Annotated in this window: 16 protein-coding genes; all 16 read left to right on the forward strand. The window is 57.8% G+C overall.

The features are described from left to right. Window positions 1-57: 57 nt before the first annotated feature. The 16 genes from HY868_12945 to HY868_13020 all read left to right on the forward strand — a co-directional run bounded on the left by HY868_12945 (window position 58) and on the right by HY868_13020 (window position 18,116). On the forward strand, window positions 58-2,274 hold the full coding sequence (locus HY868_12945) for a peptide ABC transporter substrate-binding protein (protein ID MBI5303037.1): 2,217 nt from the start codon (window positions 58-60) through the stop codon (window positions 2,272-2,274). A gap of 214 nt (window positions 2,275-2,488) precedes the next feature. Next, complete coding sequence (locus tag HY868_12950) at window positions 2,489-2,929, forward strand: transcriptional repressor (GenBank protein ID MBI5303038.1); 441 nt, start codon at window positions 2,489-2,491, stop codon at window positions 2,927-2,929. Between the two features lie 29 nt (window positions 2,930-2,958). Beyond that, window positions 2,959-3,396, forward strand: a complete 438-nt coding sequence (locus HY868_12955; protein ID MBI5303039.1) for a hypothetical protein — start codon at window positions 2,959-2,961, stop codon at window positions 3,394-3,396. Window positions 3,397-3,487: 91 nt separating this feature from the next. Then, a complete protein-coding gene (locus tag HY868_12960) occupies window positions 3,488-4,717 on the forward strand; it encodes an anaerobic glycerol-3-phosphate dehydrogenase subunit C (protein ID MBI5303040.1) in 1,230 nt (409 codons plus the stop codon). A gap of 149 nt (window positions 4,718-4,866) precedes the next feature. After that, a complete protein-coding gene (lpdA, locus tag HY868_12965; protein MBI5303041.1) occupies window positions 4,867-6,273 on the forward strand; it encodes a dihydrolipoyl dehydrogenase in 1,407 nt (468 codons plus the stop codon). A 30-nt stretch (window positions 6,274-6,303) separates the two neighbouring features. Continuing rightward, window positions 6,304-6,888, forward strand: a complete 585-nt coding sequence (locus HY868_12970) for a histidine phosphatase family protein (GenBank protein ID MBI5303042.1) — start codon at window positions 6,304-6,306, stop codon at window positions 6,886-6,888. A 230-nt stretch (window positions 6,889-7,118) separates the two neighbouring features. After that, window positions 7,119-7,667: a hypothetical protein gene (locus HY868_12975; protein ID MBI5303043.1), complete on the forward strand. Its 549-nt coding sequence runs from the start codon at window positions 7,119-7,121 to the stop codon at window positions 7,665-7,667. Beyond that, complete coding sequence (locus HY868_12980; protein ID MBI5303044.1) at window positions 7,664-9,043, forward strand: NAD(P)/FAD-dependent oxidoreductase; 1,380 nt, start codon at window positions 7,664-7,666, stop codon at window positions 9,041-9,043. Before HY868_12975 ends, HY868_12980 begins: the two co-directional genes overlap by 4 nt. An 81-nt stretch (window positions 9,044-9,124) precedes the next feature. Continuing rightward, window positions 9,125-9,907, forward strand: a complete 783-nt coding sequence (locus HY868_12985) for an AAA family ATPase (GenBank protein ID MBI5303045.1) — start codon at window positions 9,125-9,127, stop codon at window positions 9,905-9,907. A gap of 162 nt (window positions 9,908-10,069) precedes the next feature. Beyond that, entirely contained in the window at window positions 10,070-10,540 is a 471-nt protein-coding gene (locus HY868_12990; GenBank protein ID MBI5303046.1) for a hypothetical protein, read from the forward strand. A 191-nt stretch (window positions 10,541-10,731) separates the two neighbouring features. Beyond that, window positions 10,732-11,325, forward strand: a complete 594-nt coding sequence (locus HY868_12995) for a TetR/AcrR family transcriptional regulator (GenBank protein MBI5303047.1) — start codon at window positions 10,732-10,734, stop codon at window positions 11,323-11,325. A 68-nt stretch (window positions 11,326-11,393) separates the two neighbouring features. Further along, window positions 11,394-11,825, forward strand: a complete 432-nt coding sequence (locus HY868_13000; protein MBI5303048.1) for a TlpA family protein disulfide reductase — start codon at window positions 11,394-11,396, stop codon at window positions 11,823-11,825. A 14-nt stretch (window positions 11,826-11,839) separates the two neighbouring features. Beyond that, entirely contained in the window at window positions 11,840-13,006 is a 1,167-nt protein-coding gene (locus HY868_13005; GenBank protein ID MBI5303049.1) for a CoA transferase, read from the forward strand. A 47-nt stretch (window positions 13,007-13,053) separates the two neighbouring features. Then, window positions 13,054-14,217: an acyl-CoA dehydrogenase family protein gene (locus tag HY868_13010; GenBank protein MBI5303050.1), complete on the forward strand. Its 1,164-nt coding sequence runs from the start codon at window positions 13,054-13,056 to the stop codon at window positions 14,215-14,217. A gap of 222 nt (window positions 14,218-14,439) precedes the next feature. Continuing rightward, complete coding sequence (locus tag HY868_13015) at window positions 14,440-17,343, forward strand: PAS domain S-box protein (GenBank protein MBI5303051.1); 2,904 nt, start codon at window positions 14,440-14,442, stop codon at window positions 17,341-17,343. Beyond that, window positions 17,340-18,116, forward strand: a complete 777-nt coding sequence (locus tag HY868_13020) for a response regulator transcription factor (protein ID MBI5303052.1) — start codon at window positions 17,340-17,342, stop codon at window positions 18,114-18,116. The genes HY868_13015 and HY868_13020 overlap by 4 nt, the downstream gene beginning before the upstream one ends. Window positions 18,117-18,178 lie beyond the last annotated feature (62 nt).

An 18,178-nucleotide genomic window follows, 5' to 3' on the forward strand; every position in this document is an offset into this window, starting at 1 on the left:
CCGGAAAACGGGTTTGCCCTCTTGTGAACTAAACAGGATTGCTTTTTCTAATTCGGTATGAAGCACATTCGCTGGCAGTTGTTGATCGCGCTCGTGGGCGTCGTGTTCCTCAGCGTCGTTTTGGCGTTGCTGGCATTCGGCGCGAACACGATCGAACGTCCGGACGTCGGCGGCACGTATGTCGAAGGCATTGCCGGTCGTCCCAACGCGATCAATCCCATCTTCGCGCAGTACAACGAAGTAGACCGCGATCTCGCGTCGCTCATTTTCACCGGCTTGACGCGCGCGGACGAGAACGGCAACCTCAAGCCCGACCTCGCGACCAAATGGAGCGTTGCGCCGAACGGCTTGGTCTACACGTTCACATTGCGCTCCGACGCGTACTGGCACGACGGCGAACGCTTCACCGCAGACGACGTGCTCTACACGTTTCGCACACTCCAAGACCCAGGGTGCCGATGTCCGCCGGACCTGATGGCGTTTTGGCGCACGGTCGCCATCAGCGCGACCGACGCCGCGACGATTCGCTTTCAATTGACGCAACCGTACGCGCCCTTCCTCGATTACACGCGGATGGGCATTCTCCCCGCGCATCTCTTGAAAGACGTGTCACCGTCCGAGTTGGCGACGCAACCATTCAATCGCCGACCCATCGGCACGGGACCCTTCCAGGTTGCGGAACTCACCGCGAACCACATCCTGCTCGACGCGAACCCGCGCTACTATGATGACCCACGCCCGTACCTTGGACGCATTCAATTCAAATTCTATCCGGATTACGAAACGATTTTCACCGGCTATACGCGCGAGGACGTCGAAGGCATCGCGCGCGTGATGCCGTCGTATCTCGGCAAAGCGCGCAATCAACCAAATCTGACATTATACAACGCGCGCATCGGCGGCTATTCGTTCGTACTCTTCAATTTATCCAAAGCGCCCTTTCAAGACAAGAACGTGCGCCAAGCTTTGCTGTACGCCACCGACCGCCAGCACATCGTCAACGATGTGTTGCAAGGACAAGGCATCGTCGCGGCGTCGCCCATCGAACCTGGGTCATGGGCGAATAATTCGATCATCAATCCGTACCCCTTCGATCTCGAAAAAGCGAAAGCAATTCTCGACGCCGCCGGCTGGCGCGACCCCGGCGATGGCACGCGCGCGAAAGATCGCGTGCCACTGGCGTTTACGCTGACGACGAGCGACGATCCAACACGCGTCGCGATCGCGAACGACCTCGCCAAGACGTGGCAAACGATTGGCGTCAAAGTCGCGGTGCAATCCGTGCCCGCCGCGCTCCTCGCGCCGAACGTCCTGCGCCCGCGCGTGTTCGACGCGGTGTTGTACGAATGGCGCACCTTGGCGAACGATCCCGACCAGTACGAAAATTGGCACGAGACTCAAATTCCCGACGCGTCACACGGCGGACAAAATTATAGCGGATTGAAAGATCGCGACATTAGCGAAACACTCGAAGCCGCGCGACGCACGAGCGATCAAGCCAAGCGCGCTGAGTTGTATCGCAAATTCCAAGAATTGTTTGCCGACCGCGTGCCGGCATTGTTGCTCTACTATCCGGTCTACACTTACGGCGTGGATGCGCGCGTGCACGGTGTGCAACTCGCGCCGATGCTTACGCCGAGCGACCGCTTTCGCAGCGTAACGCAGTGGTATCTCAAAACAAAACGCGTGCTGGCGAACGCGCCCGATGAACCGACGCGCACGCGTCCCGCGCCGCCGCCCACCGCAACCGCGACGCCGACACTTCCACCCACGCCCGCGCCGCCGACACTTCCACCGCCGACGATTCCGCCAGCAACTATCGCGCCACCCACTGTCGCGCCGACGATTGCGGCAACGTTGACGCCAATCACGCCGGGAACGACGCTCACACCGACCACGCCGGTCACCGCGACCCAGGTCATCATCGTCGTCGTCGCGACGCCCGCGCCCAGCACAACGCCCGCTGGGCAATGCGGCGGATTGAACGGCGTGATCAAAGCGCCCATCGCCGGCGCAACCGTTGCCGGTTTGGTCGAGATTCGCGGCACGGCGAACGCGCCAAGTTTCGGTTATTGGAAACTGGAATACCGCGCGGACGCGAATCCAAATTACACGCAACTCTTTCGTTCGGACCGGCCGGCGAACGACCAAGTGTTGAGTCTCTGGTCTACGCGGACGGTCGCCAACGGCGCGTACTGGCTCCAGTTGAGTGTCGTTGATAGCACCGGCAACTTTAGTTCACCGTGCCAAATCCGCGTAAACGTCGCAAATTGATTTTTCAACCAACCCGCTTTCGTCACGAAGGCGGGTTGCTGTTTTGTAATCGTTCAGTCCGCTCTGTTATTGCGAGGAACGCAACGACGAAGCAATCACCCCTCCCAACCCTCCCCTTAACAAGGGGAGGGCTAGGCAGGGTGCACCGTTTTTTGACATTTCAGCGGGACCGCGCTATAATCAATAATGATTCCAAGTTAGGAATTGCTCCAAAATGACTAACGACCGCGCGAACGAATTTGCACAAGCCCTGCGCCAAGCCGGCTTGCGCCTGACGCATCCGCGTTTGGCGATTTGCCAACTATTAGCGGACGATACATCGCATCCGACCGCGACGCAACTCCACGCGCGCTTGCGCGGCGATTTTCCTTCGCTCAGTCTCGCCACCGTGTACAGCACGCTCAACACGCTCGTAGCACTGGGGTTGGCATACGAACTCGGCAACGCGGGCGACGGGCAAAAGCATTACGACCCAGACACCGCGCCGCACGCGAACCTCATTTGCACGCGTTGTCACCAGATCCGCGACCTCGACGATCACGCGCTCCAAGCCGTCAGTCAGCGTGTCGCGCACAAATCGGGCTATCAAATCCAGGGCGCGCGCATCGTGTACTATGGCGTGTGTCCGGCGTGCGCGAAACGCCGTAACCGATAGATCAAACCCACATTCCTAAGGAGGAAAAAATGGTCCCCGAATCAGTCAAGCAAGAACTCGCCGGCGGTTTCGCCGGTGAATCGCAAGCCAACCGCAAGTATCTTTTCTTTGCCAAGAAAGCGGAAGAAGAAATTAGCTTTGCGCCGTCCGCCGAAGTCGCCGACCTGTTGAAAGAGGTCGCGGAATTGTTCCGCGAAACTGCCGAGGAAGAAACCGCGCACGCATACGCGCACCTCGTCGCGATGGAAGGCATCCACGACACGCTGGACAACTTGAAGGTCGCGTTCGACGGCGAGACGTACGAGTACACCACAATGTATCCCGCCTCCGTCAAAGCCGCGCAAGCCGCCGGTCGCGCCGACATCGCGCGTCAGTTCGAATCCACGTCGTCGGCGGAGAAACGCCACGCTGCGCGCTACGAACGCATGATGCAACGCTTGAAAGAAGCGTACGACCGAGCCAAGTAATTTCGCCGATGAGTGGCGAGTACCGCGCGATGCAGTACTCGCCACATTCTTTTGGGGTAAGGCAATTTTCCAAATTGCCCGCAAGGTGAGTATGAGCACTCCAACTCCAGTCCTTCAATGGGACGCGATGCACAAGCGTCTGAAAACCGACACGAAAAAGTGTTACTATTGCGGCATCTGCGAACCGCTCTGTCCGGTTTTCACGCCCTTGTTCAAACTGCTCGCGCGTGAGTACGAAGAGAACGGCGCCCCGATCCGGCGCGAAGAGTTTGAACCGATGATGGATCTCTGCTACTATTGCAAACTGTGTTTGCCGGCGTGCGGCATCGGCGTGGATTTCCCGCGCCTCGCGCTGGATTACAAAATTATGCGCGTCAAGGAACGCGGGCAAACGTTGCAAAACACGATACTGATGAGCCAGGAAACCATCGGCAAGTTGAGCAGTCCAGTCGCGCCGATCTCGAACTGGGCGCTCTCGAACGGATTGAATCGCCGCTTGATGGAAGCAGTCGTCGGCATTGACCGTCGCCGCACGATGCCGAAAATCGCGAGCGAAACATTTCCACGCTGGATGAAGCATCACAAAAAGAAACCTGGGACGAGCGGGCGCAAGATTGCGCTCTTTTCCGGTTGCTTTACCGATTACTACGATCCCGCGGTCGGCATCGCGGCAATCCAGGTGCTCGAACGCAACGGCGTAGACATCGTTTATCCGCCACAAAGATGTTGCGGCATTCCGATGCTCACCGAAGGCAGTCTCGACAAAGCGCTGCAAAATTTCGAGTACAACACCAGCGTCCTCGCACCACTCGTCAAAGAAGGTTACACGATTGTCGTCCTCGATGGTCCGTGCGCGATGACGTTTCGCCAAGAAGTACCGCAATTCCTCAAGACGGTGGACGCGCGCAACGTCGGCTTTCGCGTACGCGATATCAATCAGTACTTGATGGAGCTGGTCAAGCGCAACGAACTCGATACGAACTTCAATCCGGTTGAAGGTGCCATCGCGTATCACGCGTCATGCGCGGCAAAGTTGCAACGCATCGAGACAGCCGGTTTCGAATTGCTCAAATTGATTCCTGGGTTGACCATTGAACGCGTGGACAAGGGCTGTTGCGGATTCGACGGCTCGTTCGGTTTCAAAAAACAATCGTATGAGATCGCGAACCAGGTGGGCGCGGAATTGTTCGCGTGGGTGAAATCTACCGGCGCGAGTGAAGCGATCACCGATTGCCCGCTGTGCGAAGTGCAAATCGCCGATGGCGCACGCGTGCGCACCGCGCACCCGATTGAAGTGCTTGCACGCGCGTATGGATTCTAGTTTCCCAACTTCATCCGAACGGCGAGGAAATTTCCTCGCCGTTCTTGTTTTTCAAAAATGATTTGACGATAGCGCGGCAAGGTGATAAACTGTGCCACGATTTCGGGCGAGGCAACCTCGCCCCTACATAACAACACGGTAGGTGATGAATGGCAGACTCGCAATTTGATTTGATCGTTCTCGGCGGCGGACCGGGCGGATACGTTGCCGCGATTCGCGCCGCGCAACTCGGCATGCAAGTCGCGCTCGTCGAACGCGACAATCTCGGCGGCGTTTGCTTGAACTGGGGCTGCATTCCAACAAAGGCGCTGCTCAAAAACGCGAACGTCGTCGAGACGTTCAGCCACGCGAACGATTTCGGCATCCAGGTCGAAAAATTCTCCGCCGATTTTGGCAAAGCGATTGATCGCAGTCGCGTCGTTTCGAACCGGCTCGTCAAGGGCGTCGAGTTCTTGATGAAGAAAAATAAAATCCAGGTTTTCAAAGGCGAAGGGGTCCTCACCGCCGCGAATCGCATCGAACTTAACCGTGCGATTAATCGCACGGAGGACGGGCGCGGATTAACCGCCAAGAACATTCTCATCGCGACCGGCGCGCGCGCGATCACGATTCCCGGTCTGCCGCTCGACGGCAAAGACGTCATCACCTCACGCGAGGCGCTCGAACTGCGCGAACTACCGTCGCCCATCGTCGTCGTCGGCGCGGGACCAATCGGAATGGAATTCGCGTACATTTATCGCGCGTACGGCGCGGAGGTGACGGTCGTCGAAATGTTGCCGCACCTCTTGCCGCGTGAAGACGCCGAAGTGAGCGCGGTCGTCGAAAAAGAAATGGGCAAACTTGGCATCAACTTCCGGCTCAATACCAAGGTCGAGAGCGCGGAAAAAGTGAACGGCAAGGTGCAGCTCAAGGTGTCAAGCGCGGGCAAGACGGAAACCATCGAAGCGCAAAAAGTGCTCGTCGCGATTTCGGTCAAGCCGAACAGCGAAAACCTGGGTCTCGAAGCGCTCGGCGTCGAGATGACGCGCGGCGCGATTGGCGTGAACGACCAGATGCAAACGAACGTGCCGGGCATTTACGCAATCGGCGATGTGACGATGAAGTTACCGCTCGCGCACGTCGCGTCGCATCAAGGTGTAATCGTGGCGGAAGCGATTGCCGGCAAAAATCCGCGCCCGCTCGATTTGAACAACGTGCCGCGGTGCACGTACTGCACGCCCCAGGTCGCCTCGCTTGGTTTGACCGAACAACAAGCGAAAGAAGCCGGGCACGATGTGCGCGTCGGCAAATTCAATTTCCGCGCGAACGGCAAGGCGCTCGGCATCAACGAGTACGAAGGTTTCGTCAAACTCGTCGTGGATAAAAAGTACGGCGAGATTCTTGGCGCGCATTTGGTCGGTCCCGAAGTGACCGATCTAACCGGCGAACTAAGTCTCGCGAAATCCATGGAACTGACACCCGCTGAACTCGCGCACGCGGTTCACGCGCACCCGACGCTGACCGAAGTCATCGCCGAAGCCGCGCTCGATTCGATGGGTGAGTCAATTCATCAGTGAAATTGAGTCGACACGATCCGAATTACGTTTATGCGGCACGGTCGTTCACGTGCCGACGACGAAGGTGTGCACGAGGGGCGGTACGATTCGCCGTTGACCGATGTCGGACGCGAGCAAGTGCGAATGCGCGCGATGACCTGGTTGTCCGAGCGCGTTCATTTCGATTGCATCATCGCGAGCACCTTGCAACGCGCACTCGAGTCGGCGAACATTATCGGCAACACACTGGGTGCGCCGGTCGAAACCGATCCCGATTGGATGGAACTGGATAACGGTCCGCTCGCCGGCATGTCGCGTTCGGACGCACAGGAGCGTTATCCGCGCCCCGCGTTTCGGAATCCGTACGAACCGTTTTGCGGATCAGGCGAAAGTGATTGGGCAATCCACAGTCGCGCCGCGCGCGCAGTCGAAAAAGTGATTCGGCGTGGCGCGGGCAAATACTTGGTCGTCGCGCACGGCGGCATTCTCAACGCGGCGATGCGAACCCTTGTCGGCGCGCCGCCAAGCGTGAATGGGCAAGGCATCTGGTTCAGTTTCGGCGACACCGGTTTTGTGCGAACGCATTACGTACCCACAAAACATCAGTGGGTGATCGAGGAATTTAAACCGGGTTAGCGCGTGGTGATAAGTTATGATCATTGCTGGACAAGATTACGCAAACCGCTTGGCATATCAAAAACAAGTCGAGGTGTTTCGCCGAATGACTGGCGAAGAACGTCTTGCGCTTGCCTTTGCCATGTGGCAGACCGCTTGCGACATTGCGCGTGCCGGAATCCGCGCGCAACATTCAGAATTTTCTCCAGCTCAGGTAGACCGCGAACTTGCGCGAAGGATAATGATCGCGAATGGAGCAACAAGAATTATTTCTGCGCGTCATTGAGATTCTTGACACACTAAATATCCCCTACATGGTCACCGGCTCATTCGCTGTGAATTTCTACGGAATTCCGCGTACGACGCATGACATTGATCTGGTCGTTCAGATCCAATTGACGGACGCGGATCGTCTGGCGCGCGAGTTCCCTCCCGATTTCTACGCTGATCCCGAATCCATGCGCCAAGCGATTCAACAGCAGTTCATGTTCAATGTAATTGATCCGGGGTCGGGCGTGAAAATAGATTTCTGGATGCTCAGACACGACGCGTATGATATAGAACGCTTCCAACGTCGTCGCGCGCAATCTGTGTTTGGGAAAATAATCTGGATGCCCAGCCCTGAGGATGTCATTCTGTCGAAACTGCTTTGGTACAAAGAGGCGCAAACAGACAAGCATCTGAACGACGCGCGTGGAGTATGGGACGTGCAAAAAGAATCTTTGGATCTGGGCTATCTGCGCGAATGGGCATCTAAATTGACCGTCCGGAATTCGTTTGAGGAATTAGAACATTCATGACACAACGCATCGCGATTATCGGCGGCGGCTTTGCCGGCATGACCGCCGCGTACGAATTGCAAAAACTCGGCTATCAAACTTTTTTGTTCGAGCGCATGTCGGAACTGGGCGGACTCGCCAGCACGTTTCCAATTGAAGGCACGCGGCTCGAACGCGGCTATCACCACTGGTTCACGAGCGACACGCACATCATCGCGCAGATGAATGAACTGGGTCTCGGCGACCGCGTACAGTGGATTCCCTCGAAAACCGGTTGGTTCGAGAACGGCAAAATCTGGAATATGGTCACGCCGGTGGATGTGCTGCGCCTCGGCACGATTCCGTTCGTAGACCGATTGCGGCTCGGCATGGCAGTCGCGTATCTTACGTACCTGCAAGCGAACAAGAACAATCTCGCCAAGTACGAACAAATCACCGCGATGGAATGGTGGAAAAAGTACGGCGGACGCGCGGTCTGGGACAAGGTGTGGAGTCCAATGTTTCGCGGCAAGTTTGGCGCGGAAGCCGAACACATTTCGATGGTGTATATCTGGTACAAGATCGTTCTCCGCATCGGCTCGCGGCGCGGCGTGAGCAAAGAAGAGTTGGGGTACCCGCGCGGCTCATTCCAGGTGTTGATTAACGCGCTCGAAAACGCGATCAAGAAGCTCGGCGGAAAAATTTATCTCGGCACGACGGTGAAACGCGTCGTCGTCGAGAACGGTGTGGCGTGCGGACTGCAATTCGCGGAAGATGAAACGTCACAGAAGGCGCAGAGGGAACTTGGTGTAGAGGGAACTGAGGGAACTGCGCGGTTTGATCGTGTGATTTGCACCGCACCATCGTTTGCCGCGCTGAAAATCGTCAACGAGTTTCCGCGCGAGTACGTCGCCAAGATGAACGCGGCAAAATATATGGCGGCGGTATTGCTCGTTCTGAAACTCAAGCAACCGATGACGCGAATTTATTGGATGAATATCGCCGACCGTTCGATTCCGTTCGTCGCGACCATCGAGCAAACCAATTTTCTTTCGCCGGAAGTGTACAACAATAAACGCATTGTCTACGTGTCCAACTATCTCGACGCGTCCAGCCCGTACTTTCAAATGTCGCGCGACGAATTGTTCAACGCGTATCTGCCGCATTTGAAAAAACTCAATCCGCAGTTTTCGCCGGACTGGGTTGAAGAGGTGTGGCATTTCAAAGAAGCCGCCGCGCAACCGATTGTGCCGTTGAACTATTCCAAGCAAATCCCGGAACATCGCACGCCGATCCGTAATTTGTACCTCGCGAACACGACCCAGATTTATCCGGAAGATCGCGGCACGAATTATTCGGTGCGGCTGGGAGAAGAAATTGCCAAGATGGTAGATGCGGATGTGAAACAAGTGCAATAGTTCGGTAGTTGGATAGTGTGATAGTTTCCCGTCACTCTCGAGTCCCGAAACCTGAAACCTGGAACCTGAAACGGAGAAGATATGAAACTCGCCATCACCGGCAAAGGCGGCGTCGGCAAGACGACGCTAACCGGTTTGCTCGCTTACGCGTACGCCGCGCAAGGGCGCAAGGTGCTTGCGATTGATGCCGACCCGTCACCGTGCCTGGGCGACGCGCTCGGTTTTTCCAAAGAGACGCTCAAAGGTATCCAGCCCATCGCCGAAATGGAAGACTTGATTCTCGAACGCACGGGCGCGCAGAAAGGACAGTACGGCGGCTATTTCAAAATCAATCCGCGCGTGGACGATATTCCCGATCGCTTCTCCGCGATGAATCGCGACATCAAGTTACTGCAACTCGGCTCGGTGGATACCGGCGGTTCCGGGTGCATTTGCCCCGAAAGCGTTTTGCTTAAATCGCTCGTCACGAACATCTTGCTCTCGCGCAACGAAGTCGTGCTGATGGATATGTACGCCGGCGTCGAACACTTGGGTCGCGCGACGGCAGATTCGGTGGACGCGCTGCTCATCGTCGCCGAACCGACCGCGCGTTCGCTCGGCACCGCCGCGCAAATTCGCGATCTCGCCAGCGACATCAAAATCACACGCCTCTTTCTCGTCGGCAGTAAAGTACGCAATGACGAAGATCGCGAGTTCATCCGCAAGAATTCGCCGGGACTAGAAGTTCTCGGTTTCATTTCCGCCGATCCGGCCGTGCTCGAAGCGGATCGCAACGGCTTGGTGTTGTACGATCTCGCGCCGGCGCTCGCCGCTGAAGCGCGCGCGCTTGCCGCGTCGCTCGATCAGATCATTCCGCCGGCATAAGAGGTTGCTTGGGAATTCAGCCAACCTTGCGAAGGTTTAGCCAACAAAACAAGGTGAGTTCACAAGCAAGAAACGCATCATTGAGAAATGCGTTTCCAATCAACCCTCGCAAGGTTTCTTGATGGCTTGGCGTCAAACAAATTTGCTTTGGAGATTACTTCGATGACACGCACGCGCCTGCTCGTCTGCATTTCATTTTTCGTCGCGACGTTGCTGGGTTGTACTGCGCCCGCCGTCAACACGCCGACCCCGCTGCCAGTTCCAACACGTCCCACCGTCACGGTCGAGCCGATGCCTGGCGCGCTCGTCGAATACAAACGCGTCGGCGGCATAGTTGGCTTTAACGATCACCTCGTCATTCAACCGGACGGCAAGGCGACCTTAACGCGGCGCGCCGGCAAATTCGATTTCACACTTGGCGGCGAGCAGATCAAGCAAATCCAAGCCGCGTTTCAGATTGCGGGATTTGCGAATTTGCGCGAAGGTCCGTCCAAGCTCCTTGTGCCGGATGAATTATCGTACGTCATCGTCTATCAAGGCAAAGCGTTTCGTACCTCCGACACGCAAATGCCCGCCGAGTTACAACCGGTGATGGCGATTTTGAACGGAATCGTTGACGCCAAAGGCAAGTGACTTGTCCGCAAAACATTCAGCGCGACTGGAAAACCCAGTCGCGCTTTTTTGTTGCTCTGACGTGGCGAGCCGCCGAAGGTGCGGATGGCTCGCCCGCCCGCAAACTTTTGTTTGACAAGTCGGCGACGCGCGTGGTATAATGAATCTACCAAACGGTCGGTAGATTTATCCTCACAGACGAGGAGGACGTTGTGCGGAAGAAAAGCGCGCCAGACCCAGCCAGCCAAAACGAACACATCTTTGCCGAAGCCGTCCGCATCTTTCGCGAAAAAGGCTACCACGCCACCTCGATGCAAAACATCGCCGACGCGGTGGGCTTGCAAAAAGGCAGTCTCTACCACTACATCTCCAGCAAAGAAGATTTGCTCTATCGGATTTTTGAGCACAGTTCCGGCGCGATGACGCGCGACCTCGAAACAATCGTCACGTCCAAAGACTCCCCGACCGACAAACTGCGGCAAGCGATTCAAGTCCACTTGACCTCGTTGTGCGAGCAACTCGACATCTATGCGGTTTATCTTTCCGAGCGCCGCGCGTTGACGAATCGTCGTTATGCCCAGGTGCGCGCCGAAGCGGAAGAGCACGCGCGCCTGCTCGAAAAAATCATTCAGCAAGGCGTGACGACCGGCGACTTTCGCGCGACCGACGTCAAAATGACCACGCTCGCAATCCTGGGTATGTGCAACTGGTTGTATCAATGGTACTCGCCCGATGGTCGCCTCTCGCCCGAACAAATCGCCGCGACGTTTTCCGATACGATCATCAATGGTCTCAAACGCAAATAGATTTTCGGTGCGCTCGCGCGCAAAGCGAAAACCCAAAATCCCAAATCGAAATTTCAACAGGAGGATGTATGGCACTGCTAACCGTAGGCGCACCTGCCCCGGCGTTCAAGGGCATGAACCTGACCGGACCTGAGATCAACTCGGAAAATTACAAAGGCAAGAAACCAGTCGTCCTGATTTTCTCGAGCACGCGGGTTGATCCCGCGCAAATCAGCGCGGTCAAAGCAATGTGGATAAAGTACCGGGAAAAAGCCGAGATCATCACCATCTCGTACAAACTGCCCAGCGTCTCAATGGCGAAATCGTTCATGCAACAGATGGGCGCGAAATTCCCGGCGATGTACGATCCAGCGCAGGCGGTTTACAAATTGTTCGGCGTCGAAAACCCGGTCGGCATCGTCATCATTGATGCGAACGGCAACATCGTTCACGCCGCCGAAGCGCTCGAAACCAAAGACACCAAAGCGCTCGAAGACGCGATCGTATCCCAGGTCGCCTAGAAATTGTTCGTGTGATGAAACCACTCGACGGTATTCGCATTCTCGATCTCTCGCGTCTGTTGCCCGGTCCGTACTGCACGATGCTCCTTGCCGACCTGGGTGCGGAGGTCATCAAAATCGAAACGCCGGGACTGGGCGATTACATGCGCCTGATTCCGCCGTTCATCTCCGACCCGCGCACCGGCGAAGCGATCAGCGCGGCGTACTGGATGGTCAATCGCAACAAGCAAAGTCTCGCGCTCAACTTTCGCAACGCGCGCGGCAAGGACGTGTTCTTTCGCCTCGCGCAAGACGCGGACGTGGTGATCGAATCGTTTCGCCCGGGCGCGGCGGCGCGCTGGGGCATCGGCTACGACGCGGTACGCGCGGTCAACCCGCGCATCGTTTATTGCTCGTTGAGTGGCTATGGACAGACGGGACCGTACCGCGATCGCGCGGGACACGATTTGAATTATCTCGCGCTTGCCGGGTTGCTGGCGGCGAATGGCGCGGCGGAGGGCGCGCCGATTCCGCCGCCGATTCAAATCGCGGATTTGAGCGGCGCGATGCTCGCGACGATTTCGATTCTCGCGGCAATCGTCGGACGCGGCAAGACCAGCGAAGGACAGTACCTCGACGTGGGTTTGTTCGACGGCGCGTTGTCGTGGGCGGGCACGATGATCGGCGGAACGTTCGCGGCGGGCGAACCGATCACGCGCGGCAAGATGCAGTTGAACGGCGGGATGGCGTGCTACAACGTTTACACGACGCGCGATGACAAACACCTCGCGCTCGGCATCATCGAACCGCACTTTTGGCAAACGTTCTGCAATGCGATCGCGCGCCCCGATCTCAAGGATCGCGCGTACGCGGCGGACGCGATTCCTGAAGTCGCCGCGATCATGCGCGCGCGTTCGTTCGACGAGTGGATGCAACTCCTCGGCGCGCTCGACGTGTGCATCGAACCGGTGCGCGATTTTCGCGAGGTCCTGAACGACCCGCATGTTCGGCAGCGCGGGTTAGTGGCGCAACTCGGCAACGTGCCGGCAATCGGCTCGGTGTTCGTGTTTGCAAAAACAGACGCGACACTGCCGCCGCGTTTGGGCGAACACACCCGCGCCGTGTTGCAGCGCGCGAACATGCGCGATGAAGAGATCGCGCAATTGGCGGACGCGCAAGTTATCAAAATCGGTGAACCGTAAACAGTCCACTTGGCACCATCCACTATTCTCACCAAAGGAGGGAGAGTATGCTTGGGTTTGATCTGACGGAAGAACAACTGCGGATGAAAGAAATGGCGCACGAGTTTGCGGAAAAGGAAATCCGCCCGGTCGCGCCAGAGTACGACGAGAAAGAGGAATTCCCCTGGTCTGTGATGTGTAAAGCCGCCGACGTGGGTTTGCTGGGGTATCAAATTCCGGATGAGTACGGCGGCGCGGGCGTGACGAGCCACCTCACCGATTGCATCGTGTCCGAAGAATTGTTCTGGGGCTGCGCCGGCACCGCCACTTCGATGGGCGCGATCATGCTCGGCGCGTTGCCGATCCTCATCGCGGGCAACGAAGCGCAAAAGAAAAAATATCTCACAATGCTGACCGGTCGGCGCAAGAATGGCAACCCGATGCTCGGCGCGTACGCGCTCACCGAGCCGGAAGCCGGCAGCGATGCCGCATCCATCAAGACGAGTTCGCGGAAGGTGGATGGCGGATACATCATCAACGGAACCAAACATTTCATTACCAACGGCGGCATCGCGGATGTGTACGTCGTGTTTGCGACCCAGGATCCGGGCAAGGGCGCGGACGGCATTGACGCGTACATCGTCGAAGGCGGATACGACGGCGTCAAGCCCGGCAAGAAAGAAAAAAAGATGGGCATTCGCGCGTCGCACACCGCGCAGGTGCATTTCGAGGACGTGTTCGTGCCGGCGGAAAATCGGTTGGGCGAGGAAGGCGAAGGATTTTTCATCGCGATGCAAACGTTCGACCATTCGCGCCCGGTGATCGCGACCGGCGCGGTCGGCGTGGCGCGCGCGGCTTTCGATTTCGCGCTCGCGTACGCGCAAGAGCGCAAACAATTCGGTCGCCCCATCGCGAAACAACAAGTGATTCAGTTCATGCTCGCGGACATGGCGACCGAGATTGACGCGGCGCGTCTGTTGTGTTGGCGCGCGGCGTGGTTGCTCGACCAGGGCGAGCCGAACAACAAAGAAGCTTCGATGGCGAAGCAGTACGCCGCGGACATGTGCATGAAGGTGACGACGGACGCCGTGCAGATCGTCGGCGGGATGGGGTACATGCGCGACTATCCGGTCGAAAAATTTATGCGCGACGCCAAGATCATGCAGATTTACGAAGGCACGAGCCAGATTCAGAAACTGATCGTCTCGCGTTTCCTGATCGGATTTGGATAGACCGCGTGCTCACGCACGGCTGCCGGCAGATCAGCAACGGCGCTGGTCTGCCGGTTTCTTTTTGCAAAGCAATCTCCGATTCGCACGCGGACATTGCTTCGTCGCCAACTGCGCTTCTCGCAATGACATCTGAACGATTACCTTTTTGCTTTGCGCGTCGAAACACGCTATAATCGTGAGCACAAGATTCGTATTCGATCCGCATCTTTGGAGACCACCGCGATGTCTGCAGTACCGTTTGTCGGCAACATTGACGATGCGTCCTTCACCCCAGCCGAAGCGTGCGCGCTTGTGCGTCTACTCGACGCGCTCCAACTCCACGCGTCCGACCGCGATGCGTTGTTGCGCGCCGCGTTCGAGCGCGTCTGCCAAGCGTTCAACGGCGCCGGCGGTTGCGCGCTGATCCACCCATCCCCCTTGCGTCTGGCATATCATTCGAATCTCCCCCCCGCGCTTGTCGCACATCTGCAAAATGCGCTCCCCGCCGAAGAAGTAGACTCGGTCGCGTTCGCGCAGAACGCGTTCGCCGCGCACAACGTCGCGTGCGACATCCTGCCGTTGACCGCGCGCGACCGAATCGTCGGCGTTCTCTGCATCACCACTGCCTCACATTCGCCGGCGTGCGGCGACGTGTGGCGCGCGCGTGCCGGCGCGTGGATTGGCGACGCGCTCGCACGCGCGCACGAGCAGACGCTCCCCCGCCAATCCATCGAGTGGTATCGCGAGTTTGTCGAACACAGCCCGGACGCCATTTGGGAAAGCGACGCGCAAGGACAACTCGTCTTTGTGAATGATGCGACGTGCGAGTTGCTCGGATATACGCGCGCCGAGATGCTCGCCAAATGCGTCAAAGAATTCGAACAGGACCCGCTGACCTATCGTGACGCCGTGCGGCGGGAATTGCGCGACAAGGGCATGTTGGTCAACAAACTGGCGCACCTGCGAACGAAGAATGGGCTGATCAAAACGTTTCGTTTCACCACGCGCCAGGTAAGCGACCAACAAGGCAACCCCATTCGATTTCAAACCATCATGCGCGATGTGTCGGATCAGGAAGAGTTGGCGCACTCGTTGCAACTCAGCAATCAGGCGCTCGCCGCGTTGAATGGCATCGCCAATATTTTCAGCCGACCGTCCGAATTGTCGCACGCATTGACCTTGGTCTGCGAACAGATCGCTTCGATCACTGGCATGGAAACCGTTGCTATCCACCTGATAGACCCAACCCGGTCGTTTCTCGACATGGCGGCGCAGCATGGTCTCAGCGACACATTACTGCCCCAAGTTCAACGGCTAGGTCTGGACGATCCGATCACGCGCAGCATCGCCCTTGAAGGGCGCGTGATCGCCGAGCGCGATGTAATGACATTCGTGGGGACCGGCTTCGCCGGTCCCCGCAGCGAAGGGTATCACGCGGGAATCTGCGCGCCGATTCGCCGGCGCGGCGAATCCGCCGGCGTGTTGTTCGTCGGCAGCCGGCTCGTCACCGGGTATCGGCAATCGGACGTGGACCTATTGACGAACGTGGCGAATCAAATCGGCGTGGCGCTAGAAAACGCCGACCTGTATCTGCAAATGCAAAACCGCGTCCGCGAGTTGGAGGGCTTGGCGCAACTCAGCACGGCTTGCGTCTCGACGCTCGACCCCGACTCGTTGTATCGCCTCGTCGTAGATTCGACGCTCGAATTGCTCGCGGCGGATGTCGCGGAAATTCGCCTGGTGGAAAACACGCACCTTGCGCGCGTAGCGATTCGCTTGCGCGACGGCGAACCGCGTTCCCACGCGCCGATCAGTCTCGCTGGGCTGGAGGCGCTGGTCAACTCGCACAAGCCGCTCATCATCAACGACCGGGACAACGACCCACATACGACGCCGGAAATCCGTGATGCGTTGGCGCTGAGCGACTGGCGCGCGATGCTGGCGGTGCCGCTGTACACACACGATCGCTTGATCGGCACGTTGGCGGTTTTACGCGCGCTGCCGCATCCCTGGTCGCGCAAAGAGACTGATCTGTTGCGCACCGTCGCGAATCAAGTCGTCAACGCCATTTACAACGCGCAGTTGTTTCAAAAGGTGCTGGCAGAACAACGGCAAACCAAAGCGATTTTCGACAGCGGACTGAACGGGCTGTACGTGACCAATGCGCGCGGATACCTCACGATGTTCAACGACGCGGCGGAACACTTAACCGGGTGGCGGCGCGACGAAGCGATCGGGCAACCCTGGGAGAAAATTTTTGCCAACGCCGACGACTCGCCGGACAAATCGCTGGTGCATCAAGTCATCGCTGCGCGCAAAAATGTTTATCCGCGCGCCGGGCGCACGATTCAGCGGCGCGACGGCACACGCATGCCGGTGCTCGAAGCCGCCGCGCCGTTGTTCGACGACAAAGGCAGCGTCCTCGGGATCGTCGGCGCGTTGTGGGATCTTTCGCGCGAGAAACAAGCGGAATTGGAACGCGCCAACTTGATGGAAGTTTTCGCGCATCAATTGAGCACGCCGCTCACCACGCTCGTCAACGCCGCGGAAATGCTCGAACGACCCAGTTTGAAACCAGCGCAACGTGCGGTATTGCTCGGCATTCTCAAGAACGAAGGCGCGCGGTTACAGACTTTTGCGCGCCAATTCCTCGGCAAAAAAGGCGCGTTCGCTTCATCCGCGCCGGTCAACCTGCAAGCCCTGTCGCTTCTACCATTGGTCGAATCCGCCGTGCAACGATACCGCACCGACAATCGGCAGCATCGTCTTCGCATCAAGACGACCCGCCCCTTGCCGCTTGTGCTAGCAGACCCGGAACGCGTCGAGCATGTGCTCGCGAATCTGCTCGACAACGCAGTCAACTATTCGCCGGAAGGCACGCCCATTACCATCGCGCTCCGCGCAAGCGACGCGCACGTCGAAGTTGCGGTTACGGATCAAGGCATCGGGATTCCGCTCGACGAGCAGGAGTTGATCTTTCAACGTTTTTATCGCGTGAGACAACCCACCGGCGAACGCGTTCACGGACACGGGTTGGGATTGGCAATCGTGCGCGAAATGGTCACCGAAATGCAAGGGACGGTGTGGGTGGAAAGCCGCGTCGGCAACGGCGCGACATTTCGTTTTACATTGCGGAGGCAGAAATGAAAAACCCAGCGCCCGTCGGACTAGAATACAAAACGGGCAAAGCGCGCCGCGACGCGGCGCTGCACGCCACCGAGACGAACGCCAAACACAAAGACCTGATTTTGCTGGTAGACGACGATCCCGTGGTTTGCCAAGTGCTCCAGGTCTTGTTGGAGGACGAAGGGTATCGCGTGATGCACGCGACGAACGGCGCGGACTGTTTGCAAATGGCGCGCAACCATCGTCCCGATCTGATCTTGCTCGATATCCTGATGCCGGGCAAGGATGGGCGCGTCGTGTGTCGCGAATTGCGCCCCATCTCCAACGCGCCGATCATTATGATGTCCGCCATCTCGGGCGATCAGGAAAAGGTCGGGCGGTTGAACGACGGCGCGGATGATTACATCACCAAACCGTTTAGCAATGCGGAACTGCTCGCGCGCGTGCGCGCGGTGTTGCGCCGGATGCATCCCGCGCAACGCACACGCATGTATCGCGATGACTCGTTGGCGATAGATTTCGACGCGCACGTCTTGATGGTGAACGGTGAAACGATCGCGCTCTCGCCGCGTGAATGGCGCTTGCTCGAGTACCTGCATCGTCATCAAGGGCGCACCGTCCCCCGCGAAGCGCTTTTGCGACACGCGTGGGGCAAAGGATACGAGCGCGCGTACAGCTATCTCAAGGTGTTCATCTCCACGCTGCGGCATAAATTGCAAGACCCCGCGCGTCACCCGCGCTATATTTTTACCGCCTACGAAATGGGCTACCGTTTCGACCCGCCCAAAGGATGAGGGCGCATCGCCGCGCGAAAAAAAGAACGCGCCACCGGATACGCGGTGGCGCGTTTTATTTC

The sequence above is a fragment of the Chloroflexota bacterium genome, from assembly GCA_016219275.1.
Taxonomy (GTDB): domain Bacteria; phylum Chloroflexota; class Anaerolineae; order UBA4142; family UBA4142; genus JACRBM01.

What these genes read in the sequence shown, in the direction of transcription:
- HY868_13005 (MBI5303049.1), top strand. Translation starts at nt 11,840, where the DNA reads ATGAAACCACTCGACGGTATTCGCATTCTCGATCTCTCGCGTCTGTTG.
- HY868_12975 (MBI5303043.1), top strand. Translation starts at nt 7,119, where the DNA reads ATGGAGCAACAAGAATTATTTCTGCGCGTCATTGAGATTCTTGACACA.
- HY868_12960 (MBI5303040.1), top strand. Translation starts at nt 3,488, where the DNA reads ATGAGCACTCCAACTCCAGTCCTTCAATGGGACGCGATGCACAAGCGT.
- HY868_12985 (MBI5303045.1), top strand. Translation starts at nt 9,125, where the DNA reads ATGAAACTCGCCATCACCGGCAAAGGCGGCGTCGGCAAGACGACGCTA.
- lpdA (MBI5303041.1), top strand. Translation starts at nt 4,867, where the DNA reads ATGGCAGACTCGCAATTTGATTTGATCGTTCTCGGCGGCGGACCGGGC.
- HY868_13020 (MBI5303052.1), top strand. Translation starts at nt 17,340, where the DNA reads ATGAAAAACCCAGCGCCCGTCGGACTAGAATACAAAACGGGCAAAGCG.
- HY868_12945 (MBI5303037.1), top strand. Translation starts at nt 58, where the DNA reads ATGAAGCACATTCGCTGGCAGTTGTTGATCGCGCTCGTGGGCGTCGTG.
- HY868_13010 (MBI5303050.1), top strand. Translation starts at nt 13,054, where the DNA reads ATGCTTGGGTTTGATCTGACGGAAGAACAACTGCGGATGAAAGAAATG.
- HY868_12980 (MBI5303044.1), top strand. Translation starts at nt 7,664, where the DNA reads ATGACACAACGCATCGCGATTATCGGCGGCGGCTTTGCCGGCATGACC.
- HY868_12990 (MBI5303046.1), top strand. Translation starts at nt 10,070, where the DNA reads ATGACACGCACGCGCCTGCTCGTCTGCATTTCATTTTTCGTCGCGACG.
- HY868_12955 (MBI5303039.1), top strand. Translation starts at nt 2,959, where the DNA reads ATGGTCCCCGAATCAGTCAAGCAAGAACTCGCCGGCGGTTTCGCCGGT.
- HY868_12950 (MBI5303038.1), top strand. Translation starts at nt 2,489, where the DNA reads ATGACTAACGACCGCGCGAACGAATTTGCACAAGCCCTGCGCCAAGCC.
- HY868_13000 (MBI5303048.1), top strand. Translation starts at nt 11,394, where the DNA reads ATGGCACTGCTAACCGTAGGCGCACCTGCCCCGGCGTTCAAGGGCATG.
- HY868_13015 (MBI5303051.1), top strand. Translation starts at nt 14,440, where the DNA reads ATGTCTGCAGTACCGTTTGTCGGCAACATTGACGATGCGTCCTTCACC.
- HY868_12970 (MBI5303042.1), top strand. Translation starts at nt 6,304, where the DNA reads ATGCGGCACGGTCGTTCACGTGCCGACGACGAAGGTGTGCACGAGGGG.